Below are 17,379 nucleotides of genomic sequence, written 5' to 3'. Positions count from 1 at the left end.
TACCACGCTAGGATAGGCCTCGTGCTCGCCGTCGCCCTCGTCCTTTGCCTCTGCCTCGCGGCCGTCCTCGTGCTCGTTTTGCTGGGGCTCGGGCGCAAGCAGGACGCCGAGCGCGCCGAGCTCGATCGACGTTTCCTCGCGCTCGGCCAGGCCCTCGGCGCGGAGAACGAAGGCGGCGCGCTCCGCGTGACGGCGCAGGGACAGCCGTTCGTGCTCCGGCTCCGGCACGGGCGAGCGGGGCGGGCGGAGGTCGAGATCGAGGCCGCCGCGGGCGGCGCCTCGGCGAGGCCGCCGATCGTGATCCGACGCGAGACGTCGCTCGACATGCTCGGCAAGAAGCTCCGGATCAACCGCGAGGTGCAGACCGGCGACGCGACCTTCGACGCGGCCGTGTACGTGGAGTCGGACGCGCCGGACTTCGACGTGCAGCGCGTGCTCGGCGAGGCGCGCGTGCGGGAGCGTGTCCTCGCGCTGCTCGACGCGGGCTTCTCGGCCGTCGCGATCCACGACGGCGGCGGCAAACTGCTCGCCGTGCGTGACGCGGGCGAGCGCTTCGACGCGGACGCACTGCGCGGGGCGTGTGGCGAGCTCGGCGCGATCGCAGAGGCCTTGCCCACGCCGAGCGCGCGGCCCCATGCGCCGCCGCTCTGGCTCGCCGGTCCGATCGCGGCCGTGGTGTCCGCCGTGCTCGCGTTCGTCGGGTTTTACCTCCTTTCGTGGGCGCGCGGCGCGTATTACCCGCTCGGCAGCAGCGCGACGATCATGGGCGCGGCGCTCGGGCTCGTCGCGTGGCTCTGCACGCTCCCGCTCGTCGGCGTGCTCGTGCGCGGCCGCTCCGTGAGCTTCCGCCTCTTCGGCGCGTGTTTCTGCTTCCTGCTCCTCGGCATGCCGCTCTCCGGCGCGGGCACCGCGATCGCCATGAACGGACGCATGGACGCGGATCTGCCGGCATGCCTCGGGGCGCGCGTCGCCTCGAAGGGATCACGCACGTACAAGACGAGCACGTCGTACTTCGTGCACCTCACCGGTTTGCCGGGGGAGAGCGCGCCCGTCGAGCTGCCGGTGCAGCGCGACGTCTTCACGTCGCTGCACGAGGGCCAGGACGTGTTCGTGGAGGTCGGCCAAGGCCGCTTCGGCTGGGAGTGGCTGAAGGGAATCCGCCTCGACGACTGCGGCGGGTGGTAGACCCCTCGTGCCACGACGCGTCAAGGTGCGCGAAAAATTTGCGGAAAGTCCGCATTGGATCCGGCCTTCGGATCGGGATAAATCACCGTGCCGGCGCGAGAGGTCCCCGTGCTCTCGCCGAGTGAGGGTCGAGGAGGAACATGCCCATCCCCCGTCGCACATCGGTCCGCCCGAGCGGACGTATCCTGTACCTGACCGAGGATCCCGAGGCGCTCCGCGCGCAGCTCGCCGGAGGCTCGATCGACTTCGACCCCGAGCGCCATGCCCTCGTCAACAACATCTCGACCGACGAGCTCACGCCGGGCTGGGTTTGTTACTACTACGACGAGACGCTCGCTCGGTACTGCCTGGTCGGCCTGCGCGGCGGGATCATCGAGCGCGACGCCATCAAGAACGGCGGCTTCGGCGTGATCGTCAGCGGCCGCTCGAAGGGCTGCGGATCATCGCGCGAGACCGCGCCGTACTCCGAACGCGAGGCGGGCATCCAGATCGTCGTCGCGAAGAGCATCGAGAAGATCTACGGGCAGAACTGCCAGAACATCGGCCTGCTCACGACCACGGACTTCGGCATCCTCGACCGCGTCCGCCGCGGCGAAGAGATCCCGATCGCCGAGTTCACGCGCGGGCTCGACCCGATCAGCCGCGACGTCGTCGAGTACGGCGGCCTGTTCACCTACAACAAGGCGCGCCTCGCAGGCGAGGTCTCGCCGCCGACGATCGACACGCCGCCGCGGCCGATGACGCTCTGCGAGAAGATCATCGCGTCGCGGGCGATCGTCGACGCGAAGACGGGCGCGATCGGCGTGCCTGCGGTCAAGCCCGGCGACTCGCTCTTCGTGCGCACCGACGTCCGCTTCTCGCACGAGTACGTCACGCCGATGGCGGAGTCGCTCTTCCGCGCGGGCTTCGGGCCCGACGCGAAGGTGGAGGCGCCGGAGAGCGTGTACGCGTTCCGCGATCACCTCACGTTCCTCGACCTCATCATGCCCGAGGCGCACAAGAAGATGGGCCTCCAGGAGCAGGCCGCCTCGCTCGCCACGGTGCAGGAGGCCTTCACCCAGAAGCACCGGGTCAAGCTCTACGGCGAGGTCGTACGGGACGGTAAGACCGTCGGCTCCGAGGCGATCTGCCACAACAAGGTGATCGAGGAGATCGCGCTGCCCGGAGAGGTCGTGGCGGGCACGGACTCGCACACGTGCATGGCCGGCGCGCTCGGCTGCTTCGCGTTCGGCGTCGGCTCGACCGACATGGCGAACGCCTGGCTCACGCGCGACATCCGCGTCGCCGTGCCCGAGTCGGCGCGCTTCAACCTGCACGGTAAGCTCCGTCCGGGCGTGACCGCCAAGGACGTGATGCTCTACCTGCTCTCGCAGCCGTTCTGGAAGAGCGGCGAGGGCATCGGCAAGGTGCTCGAGTTCGCGGGCGAGGGCGTGCGCGCGATGGGGCTCGACGAGCGCGCGACGCTCACGAACATGGCCGTCGAGGCGGGCGGCTTCACGGGCATCATCGAGGCCGACGAGGTGGTCGTCGACTACCTCGTCAAGCAACGTGGCCTCGACGCGGACGCCGTGCGCGCGAAGATCGTGCGGGCCGACGAGGGCGCCACGTACATGGCGGTCTTCGACGTCGACCTCGCCGCGATCGAGCCGATGGTCGCGACGCCGGGCGATCCGCGGAACGGCGTGCCTCTGCGCTCGCTCGCCGAGGTCGCGGGCGGCGACGTGAAGATCAACGTGGCCTACGGCGGCTCGTGCACGGGTGGGAAGAAGGCGGACATGGACATGTACGCCGAGGTCCTGCGGGCTGCGGTCGAGCAAGGCAAGCGCGTGGCCGAGGGCGTGCACCTCTACATCCAGTTCGGCTCGCAGGACATTCGCCGCTACGCCGAGCAGAAGGGCTACATCGAGATCTTCCAGCGCGCGGGCGCCGAGCTCGTGGACCCCTCGTGCGGCGCCTGCATCAAGGCCGGGCCGGGCGTGTCGTTCACGGCGGACGAGGTCACGGTCTCCGCGATCAACCGCAACTTCCCCGGTCGCTCGGGCCCCGGAAAGGTCTACCTCGCGAGCCCGCTCGTCGTCGCCGCGAGCGCGATCGCCGGCCGGATCGTCGAGCCTGCGGCGATCTAGCTCCCGCCTCGCGATGATTTGATCACCTGCTCGACCTCGAGCCCGCGGAACGTGCCTCGCATGGCCGCTTTCTCGGCGGAGAGGTCGGGCTTCGGGGTGGTGCGCACGCGCGTGCTCGTCCGCTCCTCGTCGGGCTGCGCGGGCGTCGGCGTCGCGCGTTGATCGAAGCTCGTCAGCGTGCTCGTGAGCTCGGCCGGATCCGGCGCGGGCGCGACCTTGCCGCTCGTCGTGCTCCCCATGCGGATCTCGGCCGCCGTATCCCCGAGCTTGATCGCCGGCACCGGCTCCACGACGCGTGCCCCCGCGGACGTACTCCCGAGCCGGAGCCCCGCTGCCGTGTCGCGCAGAAACCGCCTCCCGGCCGCCGTGTCTTCGAGCCGGAGCCCCGACGCCGTCTCGCCGAACCTGAGGCTCGCCGCCGCGCGCAGCCCCGCGATCGACTCCGTCAGCTTCAGGCTCGCCGCCGTCTCGCGGAAGAGCCGCTGGCTCGCCTCGATCTCCTGCGCCAGCCGATCACTCGGCGCGGTCTCGTTGAACGCCGCGATGAGCAGCGCCCCGAGCTGCTGCGCGCCCGGCGGCGCTGGCATCGGTTCTCGCGCCACGAATCCGAACTGTGTCCCTGACCACGTGAGCGCGGCTTTCAGGGCTTCGAGCGGGGAGATACTCGTTTGATCGAGCATCCCGCTCACGATCACGCCGGAGGCGATGTACAGGGCGAGGCGGCTCGGGCTCGTGGTGCTGAAGAAGCGCAGCTCGCCGCTGCGTTGTTCGAGCTCGAGCGCGCCGAGCACGCTGGCGATCGACATCTTCGTCGGGTCGCCGAGCACCGCGAACGATTCGCCGTCGCTCGCGGGGGGCAGGATCGACTGACCACGTTCGAGCTCGCGGATGCGCTCGCCCATGGCGATCATCGCGTTCACCTGGGCCACGAGCTCGACGGGATCGATGGGGGCGGAGAGCACGACGTCGGCGCCGCTGCCGAGCACGGCGAGGCGCGTCGATTCCGCATCCGACTCGGTCAGGACGACGAGGGGCGTGTAAGCGACACGCGTATCGTGGCCACGGATCACCGACGCGAGCTCCAGCGCGTCGGCGTCGGGCAAATCCAGCGAGGCCACGATCACGTGGGGTTCGAGCGCGCAGGCGACGTTGAATCCGGCGCGCGCCGTGGCGACCGAGACGACATCGTACGTATCGGACGGCAGCCCTTCGACGAGGGCCCGGTACGCGGAGAGATCCGCATCCACGACGAGCACGAAATCGCCCGACATGAAGCGAACCTACCATGCCGGCTGACGAGAGCGGAGCGTCCGTGCGTGGACGGACGAGGGGTTCGGCGGAAGGTAAGATTTCAACGTTTTTGATGTGCGGAAGACCACGGGATCAGCGTGAGCTTGCTCCCGCGGCGCTTCCTCGTGCATCCCGCGTGCGCTAAGGTATTCCCTTGTAGCTAGCTCACGCCTTCGGGGAGCCATGAACGACAAAGACACGCTGGCGAAGAACAACGAGGCGTCGAAGACCGACAAAAGGAAGCAAAGTCTCTACTTCCCGGAGTCGATGCTCCAGGAGATCAAGGAAGAAGCGGCGCGGCTCGATCGGTCTTTGTCGTGGGTGGTGCAGCGCGCCTGGAAGCTCGCCCGGCTCGAGATCAAAAAGCTGCCGAGCGTGAACGAGGTCGGTGAAGGCGAAGAGGATCTCGGCGATTGACGACGAGCAGTTTTCCCCCTCCCTCGAGCGGGAGCGCCCCCCAGACCGCCTCGTTCGCCATTGCCCCCGACACGACACGCCTCTTCGTGCGGCGAAGGCGGGGCCCCTCGGATCTCACGGTCCTGCTCACCGACGGGATCGCCTGCGACGGGTTCATCTGGAAGTACCTGTGGGACGACCTCTCCCCCGTGGCCAGCGTCGCCCACTGGAACTACCGCGGCCACGGTCGTAGCAGCCTGCCCGCCGATCCGAAGCGCATCGAGCTCGTCGACCACGCGCACGACCTCGACACGGTCCGGCGCTCGGTCGGTGACCCCGAGGTCGTGCTCGTCGGCCACTCGATGGGCTGCCAGGTCTCGCTCGAGGCCTACCGGCTCCGGCCCGAGAAGGTGCGCGCGCTCGTCCTGATCTGCGGCGCGCCGGGCCGGATCACCCACACGTTCAAGGGCACCGACGTGCTCGCGCAGATGCTGCCGAAGCTCATCGCGCGCGTCGAGGCCCACCCGGAGATCGTGCGGGCGCTCTGGGGCCGGGTGCCGGCCGAGGCGGCGCTCAGGCTGGCCATGCTGACCGGCGAGATCGATCGGTCGATCCGTCCCGAGGACGTGATGCCGTACCTCAAGCACATGGTCGACATCGACGCGTCCATGTTCCTGCGGATGCTCCGGTCGGCCGGAGACCATTCGGCCGCGGATCTCTTGCCAAAGGTGACCGTGCCGGCGCTCGTGATCGCAGGGGATCGCGATACCTTCACGCCGCCCCGCTACGCCGAGGAGATGGCCGCCGCGCTGCCGCACGGCGAGCTGCTCATGGTGAACGGCGGCTCCCACGCCGTGCCCATCGAGCGCCCCGACCTCGTGCGCGACCGGATTCAGCGGTTTCTGCGCGAGCGCGTGCTCGTATGAAGGACCCGGGCGGCGCGCTCTCGCGGATCGCCGCGGCGGCGCTCGTCCTCGGGGCCTGTACGCGAGATCGGCCGGATCCGCCGGCCGAAATGAAGCCTCTGCCGTCCGCCGTGACGGTCGCGAGCGTGGCGCCCGTCGCCAGCGCGGCCAAAAGACCACCGCTGAAAGAGCTCGACGTCGAGGCCGATCCCGTGCGGCGCGAGCTTCTGCACGCCCCGCTGACCTCGGTCTCCCTCGTCGGCTGGCACCGGCCGGGGCTCTTTCGCGCCACGATCGAACGGCAAGACCCGCCCGGATCCGCGCCCGCGCTCCTCCTGCTCTCGCTCACGGAAAGCCCTGTCGCGTATCGGCGGAGCCTCGCGTTCGAGCGGCTCGCGCGGGCCCTCGGCATGCGCGTCGTCCCCGCCGCCGTGCTCCGGCGGATCGGCACTGGCGAGCTCGGCGCGCTCTTCGCGGGCCAGCGTGATCTCCGCGACTACCTCGCGCTCCACGCCGCCGTGCAGAACGACGGCACCGTCGACGCCTTGATGTTCGCCCCCGGCCGCGGCGACGGCCCCGGCGCGTGGACCCTGCCCGCGGGCCACGACGTCACGCTCGACCACTCCCTCGAAGCCGAGACCTGGGCGCGCTGGGCCGCCTCGCCCGATCCGCATCCCGGGGAAAACCCCTCGCTCCTCGCCGACTACGTCGAAACCCTCGTCCTCGATTACCTCGCGGGCCATGTCCTGCGCCGCTCGGTCCATTTCGACGACGTCGCCCAGGCGGTCCACCTCACCGACAATGCCGCCGCGTTCCCGTCGAAGGTCGATCCCCGCGCCCTCGACGTCCTCCTCTCGCGCCTTCGCCCCGTCGCGCGTTTCCCGCGTGGCCTGCAAAAGGCCCTCCTCGCGCTCGATCGCGACCATGCGCGCGACCTCCTCGCCTCGGGCCCGTTCGAGACCTGGCTCGTCTCGCCGCGCACCCTCGTGGACCTCGACGAACGCCGCAAGAGCCTGCTCACGCTGATCTCGGCCCGCGTCGCCGAGCGTGGCGAGGCCGCGGTCCTGTCTTTGTAAGGTGAGATTTTTCTAAGGTTCTACATTGTTTCCGTGCTCAGGACGAAGGATCGCGGTATCCTGGCCGACCATGGCCGATCTGGGGGTTGATGCGTCGCTCGAAGAGCTGATGGCCGTGATGGCGCACGACCTCAACAACCCCATTGCCGCGCTGATCACGAACCTGAGCTTCGTCGAAAGCTCGCTCGGGCCGGGCGTGGGCACGGAGACGGCCGAGGCCCTCGCCGATGCGCAGATGCTCTGCGACGTCTTGCGGCGCCTCGCGGGCAACATCGACCTCGTCGCGCGTCGGGGCGGGCCCACGTCGGGCGCGTCTACGGCGTGTGATCTCGTCCTCGTCGGGCGGGAGGCGATCGGGCGGCTCGACAAGCAGGCTGCGGCGGCGGAGGTCGAGCTCGTGCTCGATGCGGGCCTCCGGCAAGGCGAGGTGATCGTGCGGTGTGATCGCGTGCTCTGCGGGCGGGCGATCGACAACCTCATCGCGTTCGGGATCGAGCGTGCGGCGCCGCGGACGCGCCTCGTGGTCACGGCGGCGCGCGAGGGGACGGAGGCGCGGGTCGAGGTCCGGTTCGCGTCGCGATCGCAGCTCCACGTCGATCCGCCGCCCACGGGGGCGCCGCCGGCGCAGCGGCGGAGGTACATCCAGGCGGCGTACGGGCGGGGGCTCTCGCTCTACTGCGTGCGCCTCGCGGCGATGCTGCTCGGGGGCCGGCTCGACACGACGGACGAGGACCATGGCCGTGCGCGGCTCTGTCTCGTCGCATCTTGCCCGGAAGAACGCTAGGCTCCGTCGCGATGGACGTCGAGACGGTCCGCGGTTGGCTCGAGAGGCTCGATTACGAGGTCAAGGACGAAGGCCCGAAGACGCTGCGCGTCTTTCCCCGGAGGCCTGGCAACGAGTCCTTGCCCCCGTACTTCATCCAGTGCAGCGAGCACTGGCTTTTGCTCTCGCTCCTGCCGGTGCTCTCCTCGCGCATCCAGCCCTCGCCGGAGCTGCCGCGGCGGCTCTTGCTCCTCAACCGGGACATGCGCATCGCGAAGTTCGCGCAGGGCGGCCAGGGCGAGGTGGTGCTCTGCGCGGAGCTACCTACCGAATCGCTCGACTTTCCGGAGTTCGCCGACGCGACCGAGCGGCTGGTGAAGTATTTCCACCATTACCACGATTACCTCGCGTCGCCGTAGCGGTCCTCGCGCGGGCCGTCGGTCGGCTCATTCTCGTTTGATCTCGACCACGTTCGGCACTTTCGGGGCGAAACAGAGCCGCTCGGGCGACGCGTCCGGCACGTTCGCGCGGATGTGCGCGATGACGGCGTCGGCCTGCGCCCAGCTCTTCACCTGGACCCCGAAGTGCTGGCCCCCGCCCTCGATGTATTCGATGCCGCTGATCTCGGACAGGGCGGGGAACGTGGTGAGCGCGTCCAGGGTCGTTCGGAACGTGTACGATGCGCCCTCGGGCAAGGGCATTTCGCCGACGTAAACGAACGGCGTCGTGCATTCGTCTTCGGCAGGCTCGCCTTTTGATTCTCGCAGCCTGGCGGGCCAGGCGTACCGGACCCAGATCGTCCCCGCGTCGTCCATTCCCATGGACCTGAATTTCATGGGATAGGGCAGGTTCGCGATGCGGGTCCACCGGCCCTCGTCGAAGCGGAAGATCCCGCGGCCCGCGAGCGCGTGGAGCTTGCCGGACGGCGAAACGAAGAGCCTCTGGAGCCTCGGCCCGATCGGCGGCAAGGCCTCGAACGTCCCGGCCTTGTAATGGATCACGGGGCTCGTCGAGAGCCAGAGCTCGTCGCCTTTTCCGGGGACCGGCGTCGGAAACCCCGCCTTGTGCTTCACCATGCCGGAGAGCTCGACGATGCGCGACGTCCCCTGCTGATCCCAGACCTCCACGGCCAGCGCATTCTCGCGGTTGCAGAGGTTGCCCACGGTCATGAACGTGCCGGCCCCGGTCGCGCCGATCTCCCAGTAGGGCAGGGCCAGGCGCACGGGCTCGAGCCTCGATACCGGGACCTCCTCGGGCTTGCAGCCGCCTTGCTCGGCCCGGATCGGCTCGAACGTTCGCGTGGGCCCTCGAATGACCGAGCGGCGCCGGCCCGTCGAATTCCCCGAGGCCACGATCACCGTCGGGCCGAGGCGCGCGACGCCCTGGAACCAGCCGCCCTGGTCCTCGTCGCCGAACATCAGCCGCGAGCCTTTCCCCGTGAGCGGGACGATCGTGGGGCGCCAGCCGTAGCCGCGTTTGCCCGAGTAATACACGTCGACGCCGTCCGGCCAAGAGCCCCAGACGAAGCGGATTTCGTTGCCGCCGATGTCCTTGTTGTCGTCCGGGATCTCGCCGAACCACGCCACGCGTTCGCCGTCGATCCGGCCGACGCGCAGGCCCTCGGTCACGATCACCGCGCCGTCGATGACGTGGACCGTCGCCGTCAGGGTTTTCAGAGGCTCGAAGGGCTCCACCACGAACGTCGGCACCTTCGCCTGCGGAGGCTCGGGCGGCGCGGACACGACGCTCGCGCTCGGCGGAGGCGGCGGCGGTTTGTCCTCGGGCGGGGGCGGCGGCGGCTTCTTGCAAGCAGCGACCGCGATTCCCACGATGCCGAGCAAGACCCCCCTTTTCATGGTCACTTCTGCGTGATCACGACACGCCCGTCGTCGCGGTAGGTCACGTTCCCCGATTCACCCCGACAATCCCAGCAGGTCGCCCAGAACAAACGTTTGCGCACGTAGCCGTTGAAGCCGAGCGCGATCGGCCCTTTTTCGTCCTTCAGCACGAGCGTCGAGGCGATGCGGTATCGATCCCCCGGCAAACGATAAAACGCGACGACGAACGAATCTTTCGCGGCGCGGCCCGCGAGCACCACGATCTGCTCGCCGGGCACCGGGTTCCAGAGCAAGGGCGACGTCGTGAGCACCGTGTTTGGCGGCGGCGCGCCCGCGTCGCCCCGCGCGAGCACCACGTTCACGTCGTCCGGCTCCTTGAAATAGGTGATTTCCCGGTCGAGCGTGGAGAGCGCCGGCACCGAGGCGAGCATCTCCGCGAGCTCCTTCGCCGGCAGCTCCACCCGCCGGTAGGTCTGCTCCCATTGCGGCGACGGGATCGTGGCCGCGTTCGGCGCGCCGCGACAGCACCGGAAGCCGAGGTCCTCCGCGCTCGCGCCCGGGTCGATCGCCGTCCGATGCGCGCACCGATGATCCGGCGCGACGGCGCTCCCGCGCGCCCCGCGCACCGCCGCCGCGCGTGGCTGCATGTCCTCGATCGGCAAGACCTCGCTCGCCGTCCATTCGCGATACGCCGCGCCCATGCCGAGCACGCCGAAGCCCGACGCGCACGAGGCCGGCTCCTTCGCGCATTTCGCATCCCACGCGGCGCTGCCCGCGAACGCCGTCCCCTCGGGCCCCTTGCAGGCGCGCTCCCATTCGAGCTCCGTGCAGAGACGCCCGCCCGCCTGCTCGCAGAGCTCGGCCGCCTTCGCCCGCGACACGCCCGTGAGCGGCGGCTTCGTCGGGTCGTTCGGGTAGAGGTAACGATCGATCGCGTAGGAGCCGAGCTTCACCTCGAGCTCGGCCGGCTCGAGCACGGGGTCGCGGCCCTTGTCGCCCGGGGTCGAGCCGGCGACGAGCGTGCCGTCGGGGATGTCCACGCGTTCGCTCTTCGCGGCCTCGGCCTTCGAGGCGCCTGCGTCCGGGTCTTTCTGGTTCTCGGCGGCTTCGAGCACCTTGCCCTTCGGCGCGAGCACGACGGCCGGCCCGCCGTCCGCGCCGTCCTTGGAGGAGCCGCCTCCGCCCGAGGTGCAACCCACGAGCGCGGCGAGGGCGCAGAGGAGCGCGACGGAGGTCTCGTTTCCCGGGATTTTCATGCGGGGACGGCGGTTTATGCCAGACACGGCGCGCCACGGCAAAGCCTCGCGCTATGCTCCGGGCTCTCGTGCTGATGCTCGGCGACCTGCCTCTCACGTTCCTCTACGGCTTCGCGCTGGTCTTCGGCCTGCTCTGGGGCAGCTTCCTGAACGTCGTGATTTACCGCGTTCCCCGCGGGATGAGCGTCGTCCGCCCCGCCTCGCGTTGCCCCGCGTGCGAGACGCCGATCCGCCCCTGGGACAACATCCCCGTCTTCGGATGGCTGTTTCTCCGCGGCAAGGCGCGCTGCTGCGGCGTGAAGGTCTCGCCGCGCTACCCGCTCGTCGAGGCGATCGGCGGACTGCTCTCGGTGGCGATCGTGCACGTGATCCTCGCGCCGCTCGATCCCACGACCTCGCTCGCGCGCGCCGGGGCCATCTACATCGCCGACCTCGCGCTCGCGCTTGGCCTCGTGGCTGCGGCGTTCATCGACCTCGAGCACATGATCTTGCCCGACGAGATCACGATCGGCGGCGCGGTGCTCGGCCTCGCGACGGCGTCGCTGCGCGACCTCTCGTTCGTGGACTCGCTGATCGGCGCGGCCGTGGGGTTTGCCGTGGTGTGGCTGCCGTTCATCGTGATCTACCCGCGTTTGCGCGGCGGCGTGGGCATGGGGCTCGGCGACGCGAAGCTCCTCATGCTGGCGGGCGCGTGGTTCGGCTGGGGAGGCGCGCTCGTGGTGCTCTGCGCGGGCGCGGTGCAAGGCACGCTCGCGGCGATCGGCGTGCTCGCGGCGCGTGGCAAGATCGAGGAGCCGGAGGCGGTGCGGCTCGAGCGCGAGGAGATCCGCAAGGAGCTCGCGGCGATGACGCCGGAAGAGCGGGCGGAGGCGGAAAAAGAGCTCGCCGAGGATCCGCTCGCGGAGGAGGCGGGCGAGGGGCTCGGGCAGGCGCGTGTCGCGTTCGGGCCGTTTCTGGCGCTCGCGACGCTGGAGTTCCTTTTCTTCGGCCGCGCGGCCGTCGAGGCGTTTTTCGGATGGGCCGGGGGCTGATCTTCATCGTGCTCCTCGGGCTTTGGGGCTGCGGCGGCTCGCCGATCCCGCTGCCCGAGATCGGCCCGCACGTGCGCGAGGCGCCGGTGCTCGTGCCGTACCCGCCGCCGGCGGCGCGTGTGGAGATCGTGCCGGCGCGGCCGAGCAAACGAGAGGTCTGGATCGACGGCGAGTGGACGTGGGAGCGACGGCGCTGGGTGTGGCGGCGTGGACGCTGGGAGGTCCCGCCGCCGAACAGCTACTGGGCGCCGCCGGTGACGGTGCGGCAATCGGATGGATCGCTCGGGTTTTTCCAGGGCGGGTGGCGGACGAAGGGCAGCGGCGCGCCGATCGGCGAGCCGACGCCGGGTCAACCCGCTGCGTCTGCGTCTGCGGCGCCCCCTGCGCCCGCAGCGTCTGCCGCGCCCGCGGCGGGCGGCGCGACGTCGAGCGCCCAGCAATAAAAGCAAAGCTCGTCGACGTCTTGTTCGATGAGCGCCGTCAGCGTGGTGCCGCCGCCGTGCCCCGAGCCCCGGAGCGGTAGCAGCAAATAGGGCCCGCCGAGCGTGTTTTCGGCCTGGAGCCGGGCGACCATTTTCAAGGGATCGTACGGCGGCGCGATCCGGTCGTTGAGCGCCGAGACGAACGTGATCGCCGGATAGCGTCGATCGGCGCGGATGTTGTGGTACGGCGAATACCCGGCGAGGTAAGCGCCCTCGACGGGATCGTCGGGCGAGCCGTATTCGACGGTCGCCGAGCTCATGAACCCGAACTTGGGGAATTGCAGCATGTCGAGGGTCGGCGCGCGGCAGAACACTGCGCCGAAAGCCTCGGGGGCTTGCATGGCGGTGACGGCGACGAGCAGGCCGCCGTTGCTGTTGCCGCGCGAGGCGAGCCTCGAAGGCGTCGTGTAGCCTGCGGAGACGAGGAAACGCGCCGCGGCGATGTAATCGTCGAATGCGTTTTGCCGCCGTGTCTTGATCGCGGCCTCGTGCCAGGCGCGGCCGTATTCGCCGCCGCCTCGCACGTTGGCGAACGCGAGCACGCCGCCGAGCTTCAGCCATGCGGCGGTGACGGCCGAAAAGCGCGGCTGAAGCGAGATGTTGAATCCACCGTAGCCGCTCAGCCGCACGGGCATACGCCCATCGCGGGGCAGATCCTTGTGATGGACGATGAACATCGAGACCCGCGTGCCGTCGGGCGACGTGTACCAGACCTGGTTTGTCACGTACGCGGAGGGGTCGAGCCCGACGTCGGGCACGTGGTACGGCGTCAGGCGGTCCGACGCGTAATCGTACCGATAATGGGACGGCGGCTGCACGTACGACTCGAAGTGAACCCACACCTCGTCGCCCTCCCACGCGCCGCCGACGCCGCTGACGATGCCTTCCCCGTCGTTCCGATTGACCGAGCCGAGCGCCGGCAACACGAGATTGCGGAGGTAGGCGCCGTCCTCGGCGTGAATGCGGACGCGATGGGAGGCCGCATGGCCATAGACCGCGTAAAGCCGTCCGCCGACACCCGCGACGCTTTGCAGCGTGTCCTCATTTTCGGCAATGATCGTCCGCCACTCCGTCGGCGCTGCGAGCGACGCGATGCAGGCACGGCCGCGCGGCGCGTCGAGATCGGTGTGAATGAGCAGCGAATCGCCGATCACCTGCACCTGGTTGAGGGATCGCATGGCGGGCGCCACCGGCAAGAGCGCGTCGTCGGCGAGCCGCAGCAGGTAGACCACGTTCGCGTGCACGTAATCCCATTTGAAAAGCACGGCGAAGCGGCCGCACGCGCTGACCTTGACGGCGCACCAATACTCCTTGTTTTGATCGTCCCCGAAGACCCGGCGGGCCGGCGTCCCCGAGCCGATCCGGTGCTCGTAAATGGCGTTCCAGTGCGCCTCGTCCCCCGCGGGCACCTCGCCCGGCTCGGGGCATGCCGCATAGAAGAACCCGGATCCATCGGGACGCCAGGCCAGCGACGCGTGGCCCGTCCCGCGAGGTCGATCGGGCAGCACGTGTCCCGTCTCGACGTCGAGCACGTGAATCACCGCCTCGTGCGTGCTGCCCACGGCCTTCCCGAACGCGACCCGTGCGCCGTCCGGCGAGGGCACGGCGAAGACCAGCGCCTCGTCGCTCGGCCATGCATTCGGGTCGATCACCGTTTCGAGCGGCGCGCCCTTCTCACGCCGCATCATGAGCTTGAGCTTCTCGTCGCTCGCGTCCGCTTGCCAGAGAAACGCACGACCGTTCGTGCCCGTACGAATCGGCGGCGAGAGCCGCGTATACCGCGTAGAACGAGCGACCGCGTCCCGGAGCCAGTCGCGCCCTGGCACCACGTCGAGCACGCCGCGCGTGACGACCTCTTGCGCGGCGAGGAAGCCTTGGGCCTCCGCGTCGTCGAGCCGTTCGAGCCACGCGTACGGATCGTCGAAGCGCCTGCCGTGCAGCGTGAAGCCGCTCCCAGGATCGCGTCGCGCCGGGGGAAACGAAAACCGAGCCGGCATCAGCCTTCGTGCCCCCGCGCCACCTTGTGCGGCAAGAACCACGGTGCTCGATATCGATCGAGCGCCGTCCGCACGAGCCGCTCGACCAGTCCCTCGAACGTCATCCCCGCGGCATACGCCGACTTCGTGAAGCACGAAATGTAATCGAGCTCCGGGTAAATCCCCGGCAGCGGGTTCACCTCCAGCACGTACGGTTTTCCCGCGCCGTCGAGGCGCAGATCCACCCGCGCCCAATCGCGGATCCCGAGCACCTCGCACGTGCGGATTGCCAGGGACGCGAGGTCACGCCGGAGCCCGTCGTCGACGTTCGCCGGGCAGAGCATGTGCTTCGTGCTGTGCCACGTGAACTTGGCGTCGTACCCATACACGCGCCGCGGGCTCCCGGGAATCTCCGTGAAATCGATCTCCACGAGCGGCAACACCTCGAACGAGCCCCGATTGCCGATCACCGCCGCCGTGAACTCCCGACCCGGTAAAAATTCCTCGACGAGCAGCGGCTGGCGATATCGATCGAGGTAGCTGCGCACGATGGCCGCGAGCGCCGTGTCGTCGTCGACCACGTTGGCATCGTAAATCCCTTTGCCCGCGCCTTCCGCCACCGGCTTCGCGATCACCGGGAAAACGAGCCCGAGCGGCCGTTCGAGCGGGCGATGGATCACCTCGGCGCGGGGCGTGGGAATGCCCGCGCGATCGAGAATGCATTTCGTGTACCATTTGTCGTGCGTGATCCCCAGCGTCACCGGATCGCTGCCCACGTACGGCCATTGCAACCATTCGAAGAGGGCAGGGGCCTGGGCTTCCCGGCCGGTGCCATAGATGCCCTCGGCCAGGTTGAAGATCAAATCGGGGCGGCGCTGCGCGGCGATCTCCTGCGGCGAGAGGGTCGTCGTATCCCACACGCGCACGGTGCCGAGGCGTTCGAGCGCCCGGACGACCGCGGCCTCGAGCTCCGGGCTGTCGAGCTCGGCCAGGTCCTCGTCTCCGAGGTGCGAGGTGTCTTTCGGGGTGAGCGAGATGCAGAGGGCGAGGTCCATGAAGTACCCGCACTCATATCATCGCGCGCCTCGCTCCTGCTCGTCCGCATCCTGCGCTATGTTCCGCGCCGTGAACCGGAAGGCCTTCGCGACCAACCCACGCCTCGTCCTCGCGCTCCCGCTCGTCCTCTCGCTCCTCGCCGGCTGCAACCGCAGCGTCGAGTGCACGACCGAGATCACCGCCGGCACGGGCACGTTCAAGGGGACGGCCCGCGGCGAGGGCGAGAAGGGTCCGGTCATGAAGGCCGCGCTCCGCGACGCCTGTCAGCGCATGTGCGTCGACACGAAGTCCCCCATGCTCGACGCGTGCGTCACGCGCTGCACCGTCGACGTCGGCGCGACCAAGATCGGCGCGCGTACCTCCTGCAACGACTGAAGCAGAGGCTCCCTCCCATGATGCTCGCCTGGTCCTTCTCCGCGCGCACCGTCGAAGACATCGAGCGCCTCCTCCGCGCTCTCGGCAAACACCGCTACGTCCGCGAGGTCGATCATCGCATCCACTGGACCGTCGATCGCGCCCTCGCCGATCTCCCCGCCTTCGCCCCGCACGCGCAGGCCTTCGCCGCCCGGCAGAGCCGCGAGAAGGGCCTCGAGATCGCATCGCGTGATCCCTCGCTCTGGCGACCGGCCACCGCCGACGATGTCTGCGCCGTCTTCCGCGCCTTCTGGACGCCGGGCGAGGCCGCCGAGCGCTACAAAAAAGCCCTTCGCGCAGCGCTCGCCGAGACGGGCCTGCCTCCCGCGACGCACGCGCCCTTCGAGGCCTCCGCGGACGAACCCCCGCACCCCGAGCTCATCCTGCTCGACTGGGAGCTCTTCCCCGTCGACGAGCTCGACGCCGATCGACATCGCGGCGCGCTCGAAGCGATGGAAGAAGCGGGCGAGGAGGTCGATGCCTCCGCGCCCGTCTTCCAGGAAGGCCCGATCCTCGCCGCGCCGGAGCTCCTCGACGGCGCCCCGGGCGGCGAGCTTCGAGAGGACTTTTTTGTTTGGTCCGACGGGCCGTACAGCTACTCGGACTACGTGTTTCGCGGCGCTGCGAAGGTCGCAAAACTCGCCGAGCCGCCGGTCGGCTACAACGACCTCGACTAGGCCCCGCGTTACGGCCCCACCATCGGCCGCGATCGGCCCGGCTCGCCCGGGAGCGTCACGCCCGGCAGCTCCGCCTTGTGGACGCCTTCCTCGACCGCCGCTTCCGTCGCGCTGATCGGCATGCTCAGGCTCGCCCGCCCCGAGCGCATCGCGCGCACCGCGCCGAAGAAGGCGACCACGAACAGCACACCCGCGAGGATCGCGAGCCTGCCCGCCACCGAGGGGATGATCGCTCCGAGCCCGATCATCACCGCGATGATCGCCACCACGACGGCCGCGGCCCCGCAGGCGAAGGCCACGAGGCCCCACACCACGCGCGGCACCGCCTCGCTCACGGCGCGCTGCGCTTCGAGTTTGCCGAGCGCGATGCCGTCGCGCACGAGCTCCGTCGCCACGTCGATCGTGTCCCGCGCGACCGCGGCGATCGCCTCACCGGTCGACATTCCCACGCCGGCCGGCGGCCGCGCGATCGGCGGCAGCTCACGCTCCGTGATGCCGGGCGGCAACCTGGCCGAGCCGCGCACGAGCGCGTGCCCGTTCCCGTTTGATGGTCGATCCTGCTTCATCGCTCGCTCCCTTCACAGCGAGCGCCACGCGAGGCGCCGACGCCGACGCACCACGGCCGACACGATCCCGAGGAGCAAGAGCCCTCCGATCGCGACCGCGGCGCGCACGATGTTCTTGCGCATCGAGCCGGCGCTCGATTTCAGCATCGAGGAGACACGACTGAGATCCGCGACGAGGCGCTCCTTCGCCAGCTCCAGCCTGTGCTCGAGCGCTCGCCGCTGTTCATCCACGGGCACCATCGTCGTGCCCGACGCCCTCAGATCCTGGTCGCTGAGACGGTTCACGCCCGGCGAACGTGCAATCCGCGTTCCCCACACATGCGGCGCCTGTGCGCAGCGAGC

The 17,379-nt window shown here is 69.6% G+C and carries 18 protein-coding genes; 11 read left to right on the top strand and 7 right to left on the bottom strand.

Features of this window, described 5'->3' with window-relative positions:
• Nucleotides 1–21 precede the first annotated feature (21 nt).
• Together QHF84_RS10705 and QHF84_RS10700 are read left to right on the top strand one after the other, a co-directional pair.
• A complete protein-coding gene (locus tag QHF84_RS10705) occupies nucleotides 22–1,185 on the top strand; it encodes a hypothetical protein (RefSeq protein ID WP_281313129.1) in 1,164 nt (387 codons plus the stop codon).
• A 140-nt stretch (nucleotides 1,186–1,325) separates the two neighbouring features.
• Nucleotides 1,326–3,311 (top strand): aconitase family protein, encoded by a 1,986-nt coding sequence (locus tag QHF84_RS10700; protein WP_281313128.1) that lies wholly within the window; start codon nucleotides 1,326–1,328, stop codon nucleotides 3,309–3,311.
• Here QHF84_RS10700 and QHF84_RS10695 read toward each other — a convergent pair.
• Nucleotides 3,308–4,582 (bottom strand): response regulator, encoded by a 1,275-nt coding sequence (locus tag QHF84_RS10695; protein WP_281313127.1) that lies wholly within the window; start codon nucleotides 4,580–4,582, stop codon nucleotides 3,308–3,310. The two genes, QHF84_RS10700 and QHF84_RS10695, sit on opposite strands and share 4 nt — an antisense overlap.
• A gap of 202 nt (nucleotides 4,583–4,784) precedes the next feature.
• Here QHF84_RS10695 and QHF84_RS10690 point away from each other — a divergent pair, with 202 nt between their 5' ends.
• From QHF84_RS10690 to QHF84_RS10670, 5 genes are all read left to right on the top strand, one after another.
• The gene (locus tag QHF84_RS10690) at nucleotides 4,785–5,018 is read left to right on the top strand and encodes a TIGR04563 family protein (RefSeq protein ID WP_136926995.1); all 234 of its coding nucleotides are present in this window, start codon (nucleotides 4,785–4,787) and stop codon (nucleotides 5,016–5,018) included.
• Nucleotides 5,015–5,923, top strand: coding sequence for an alpha/beta hydrolase (locus QHF84_RS10685; protein ID WP_281313126.1), 909 nt, complete (start codon nucleotides 5,015–5,017; stop codon nucleotides 5,921–5,923). Before QHF84_RS10690 ends, QHF84_RS10685 begins: the two co-directional genes overlap by 4 nt.
• Complete coding sequence (locus QHF84_RS10680) at nucleotides 5,920–6,978, top strand: hypothetical protein (RefSeq protein ID WP_281313125.1); 1,059 nt, start codon at nucleotides 5,920–5,922, stop codon at nucleotides 6,976–6,978. The genes QHF84_RS10685 and QHF84_RS10680 overlap by 4 nt, the downstream gene beginning before the upstream one ends.
• 70 nt (nucleotides 6,979–7,048) lie before the next feature.
• Nucleotides 7,049–7,762: a histidine kinase dimerization/phospho-acceptor domain-containing protein gene (locus QHF84_RS10675; protein WP_281313124.1), complete on the top strand. Its 714-nt coding sequence runs from the start codon at nucleotides 7,049–7,051 to the stop codon at nucleotides 7,760–7,762.
• An 11-nt stretch (nucleotides 7,763–7,773) separates the two neighbouring features.
• Nucleotides 7,774–8,160 (top strand): YbjN domain-containing protein, encoded by a 387-nt coding sequence (locus QHF84_RS10670; RefSeq protein ID WP_272419494.1) that lies wholly within the window; start codon nucleotides 7,774–7,776, stop codon nucleotides 8,158–8,160.
• A gap of 27 nt (nucleotides 8,161–8,187) precedes the next feature.
• Here QHF84_RS10670 and QHF84_RS10665 read toward each other — a convergent pair whose 3' ends face one another.
• Together QHF84_RS10665 and QHF84_RS10660 are read right to left on the bottom strand one after the other, a co-directional pair.
• Nucleotides 8,188–9,597 carry a hypothetical protein gene (locus QHF84_RS10665; protein WP_281313123.1) on the bottom strand — a complete coding sequence of 470 codons (1,410 nt, stop codon included), beginning with the start codon at nucleotides 9,595–9,597 and terminating at the stop codon, nucleotides 8,188–8,190.
• 2 nt (nucleotides 9,598–9,599) lie between these two features.
• Nucleotides 9,600–10,835, bottom strand: a complete 1,236-nt coding sequence (locus QHF84_RS10660; protein ID WP_281313122.1) for an SUMF1/EgtB/PvdO family nonheme iron enzyme — start codon at nucleotides 10,833–10,835, stop codon at nucleotides 9,600–9,602.
• Nucleotides 10,836–10,888: 53 nt separating this feature from the next.
• On the opposite strand from QHF84_RS10660, the gene QHF84_RS10655 reads away from it, so the two are divergent.
• Nucleotides 10,889–11,866, top strand: a complete 978-nt coding sequence (locus QHF84_RS10655) for a prepilin peptidase (protein WP_281313121.1) — start codon at nucleotides 10,889–10,891, stop codon at nucleotides 11,864–11,866.
• A complete protein-coding gene (locus tag QHF84_RS10650) occupies nucleotides 11,851–12,309 on the top strand; it encodes a hypothetical protein (protein ID WP_281313120.1) in 459 nt (152 codons plus the stop codon). Before QHF84_RS10655 ends, QHF84_RS10650 begins: the two co-directional genes overlap by 16 nt.
• Here the strand turns inward: QHF84_RS10650 and QHF84_RS10645 are convergent.
• Both QHF84_RS10645 and QHF84_RS10640 read right to left on the bottom strand, forming a co-directional pair.
• Nucleotides 12,216–14,345: a prolyl oligopeptidase family serine peptidase gene (locus tag QHF84_RS10645; RefSeq protein WP_281313119.1), complete on the bottom strand. Its 2,130-nt coding sequence runs from the start codon at nucleotides 14,343–14,345 to the stop codon at nucleotides 12,216–12,218. The genes QHF84_RS10650 and QHF84_RS10645 overlap by 94 nt on opposite strands.
• Nucleotides 14,345–15,379, bottom strand: a complete 1,035-nt coding sequence (locus QHF84_RS10640; protein WP_281313118.1) for an ATP-grasp domain-containing protein — start codon at nucleotides 15,377–15,379, stop codon at nucleotides 14,345–14,347. The genes QHF84_RS10645 and QHF84_RS10640 overlap by 1 nt, the downstream gene beginning before the upstream one ends.
• 70 nt (nucleotides 15,380–15,449) lie before the next feature.
• Between QHF84_RS10640 and QHF84_RS10635 the strand changes: the two genes are divergently transcribed.
• Nucleotides 15,450–15,755 carry a hypothetical protein gene (locus QHF84_RS10635; protein ID WP_281313117.1) on the top strand — a complete coding sequence of 102 codons (306 nt, stop codon included), beginning with the start codon at nucleotides 15,450–15,452 and terminating at the stop codon, nucleotides 15,753–15,755.
• 17 nt (nucleotides 15,756–15,772) lie between these two features.
• On the top strand, nucleotides 15,773–16,471 hold the full coding sequence (locus tag QHF84_RS10630) for a hypothetical protein (protein ID WP_281313116.1): 699 nt from the start codon (nucleotides 15,773–15,775) through the stop codon (nucleotides 16,469–16,471).
• A gap of 8 nt (nucleotides 16,472–16,479) precedes the next feature.
• On the opposite strand, the gene QHF84_RS10625 is transcribed toward QHF84_RS10630, so the two are convergent.
• Both QHF84_RS10625 and QHF84_RS10620 read right to left on the bottom strand, forming a co-directional pair.
• Nucleotides 16,480–17,037, bottom strand: coding sequence for a phage holin family protein (locus tag QHF84_RS10625; protein WP_281313115.1), 558 nt, complete (start codon nucleotides 17,035–17,037; stop codon nucleotides 16,480–16,482).
• A 12-nt stretch (nucleotides 17,038–17,049) separates the two neighbouring features.
• A complete protein-coding gene (locus QHF84_RS10620; RefSeq protein ID WP_281313114.1) occupies nucleotides 17,050–17,322 on the bottom strand; it encodes a hypothetical protein in 273 nt (90 codons plus the stop codon).
• Between the last annotated feature and the right edge of the window lie 57 nt (nucleotides 17,323–17,379).

This window comes from Polyangium sp. y55x31, from assembly GCF_029946505.1.
GTDB lineage: Bacteria > Myxococcota_A > Polyangia > Polyangiales > Polyangiaceae > Polyangium.
This window is presented reverse-complemented; position numbering and strand designations above follow the sequence as displayed.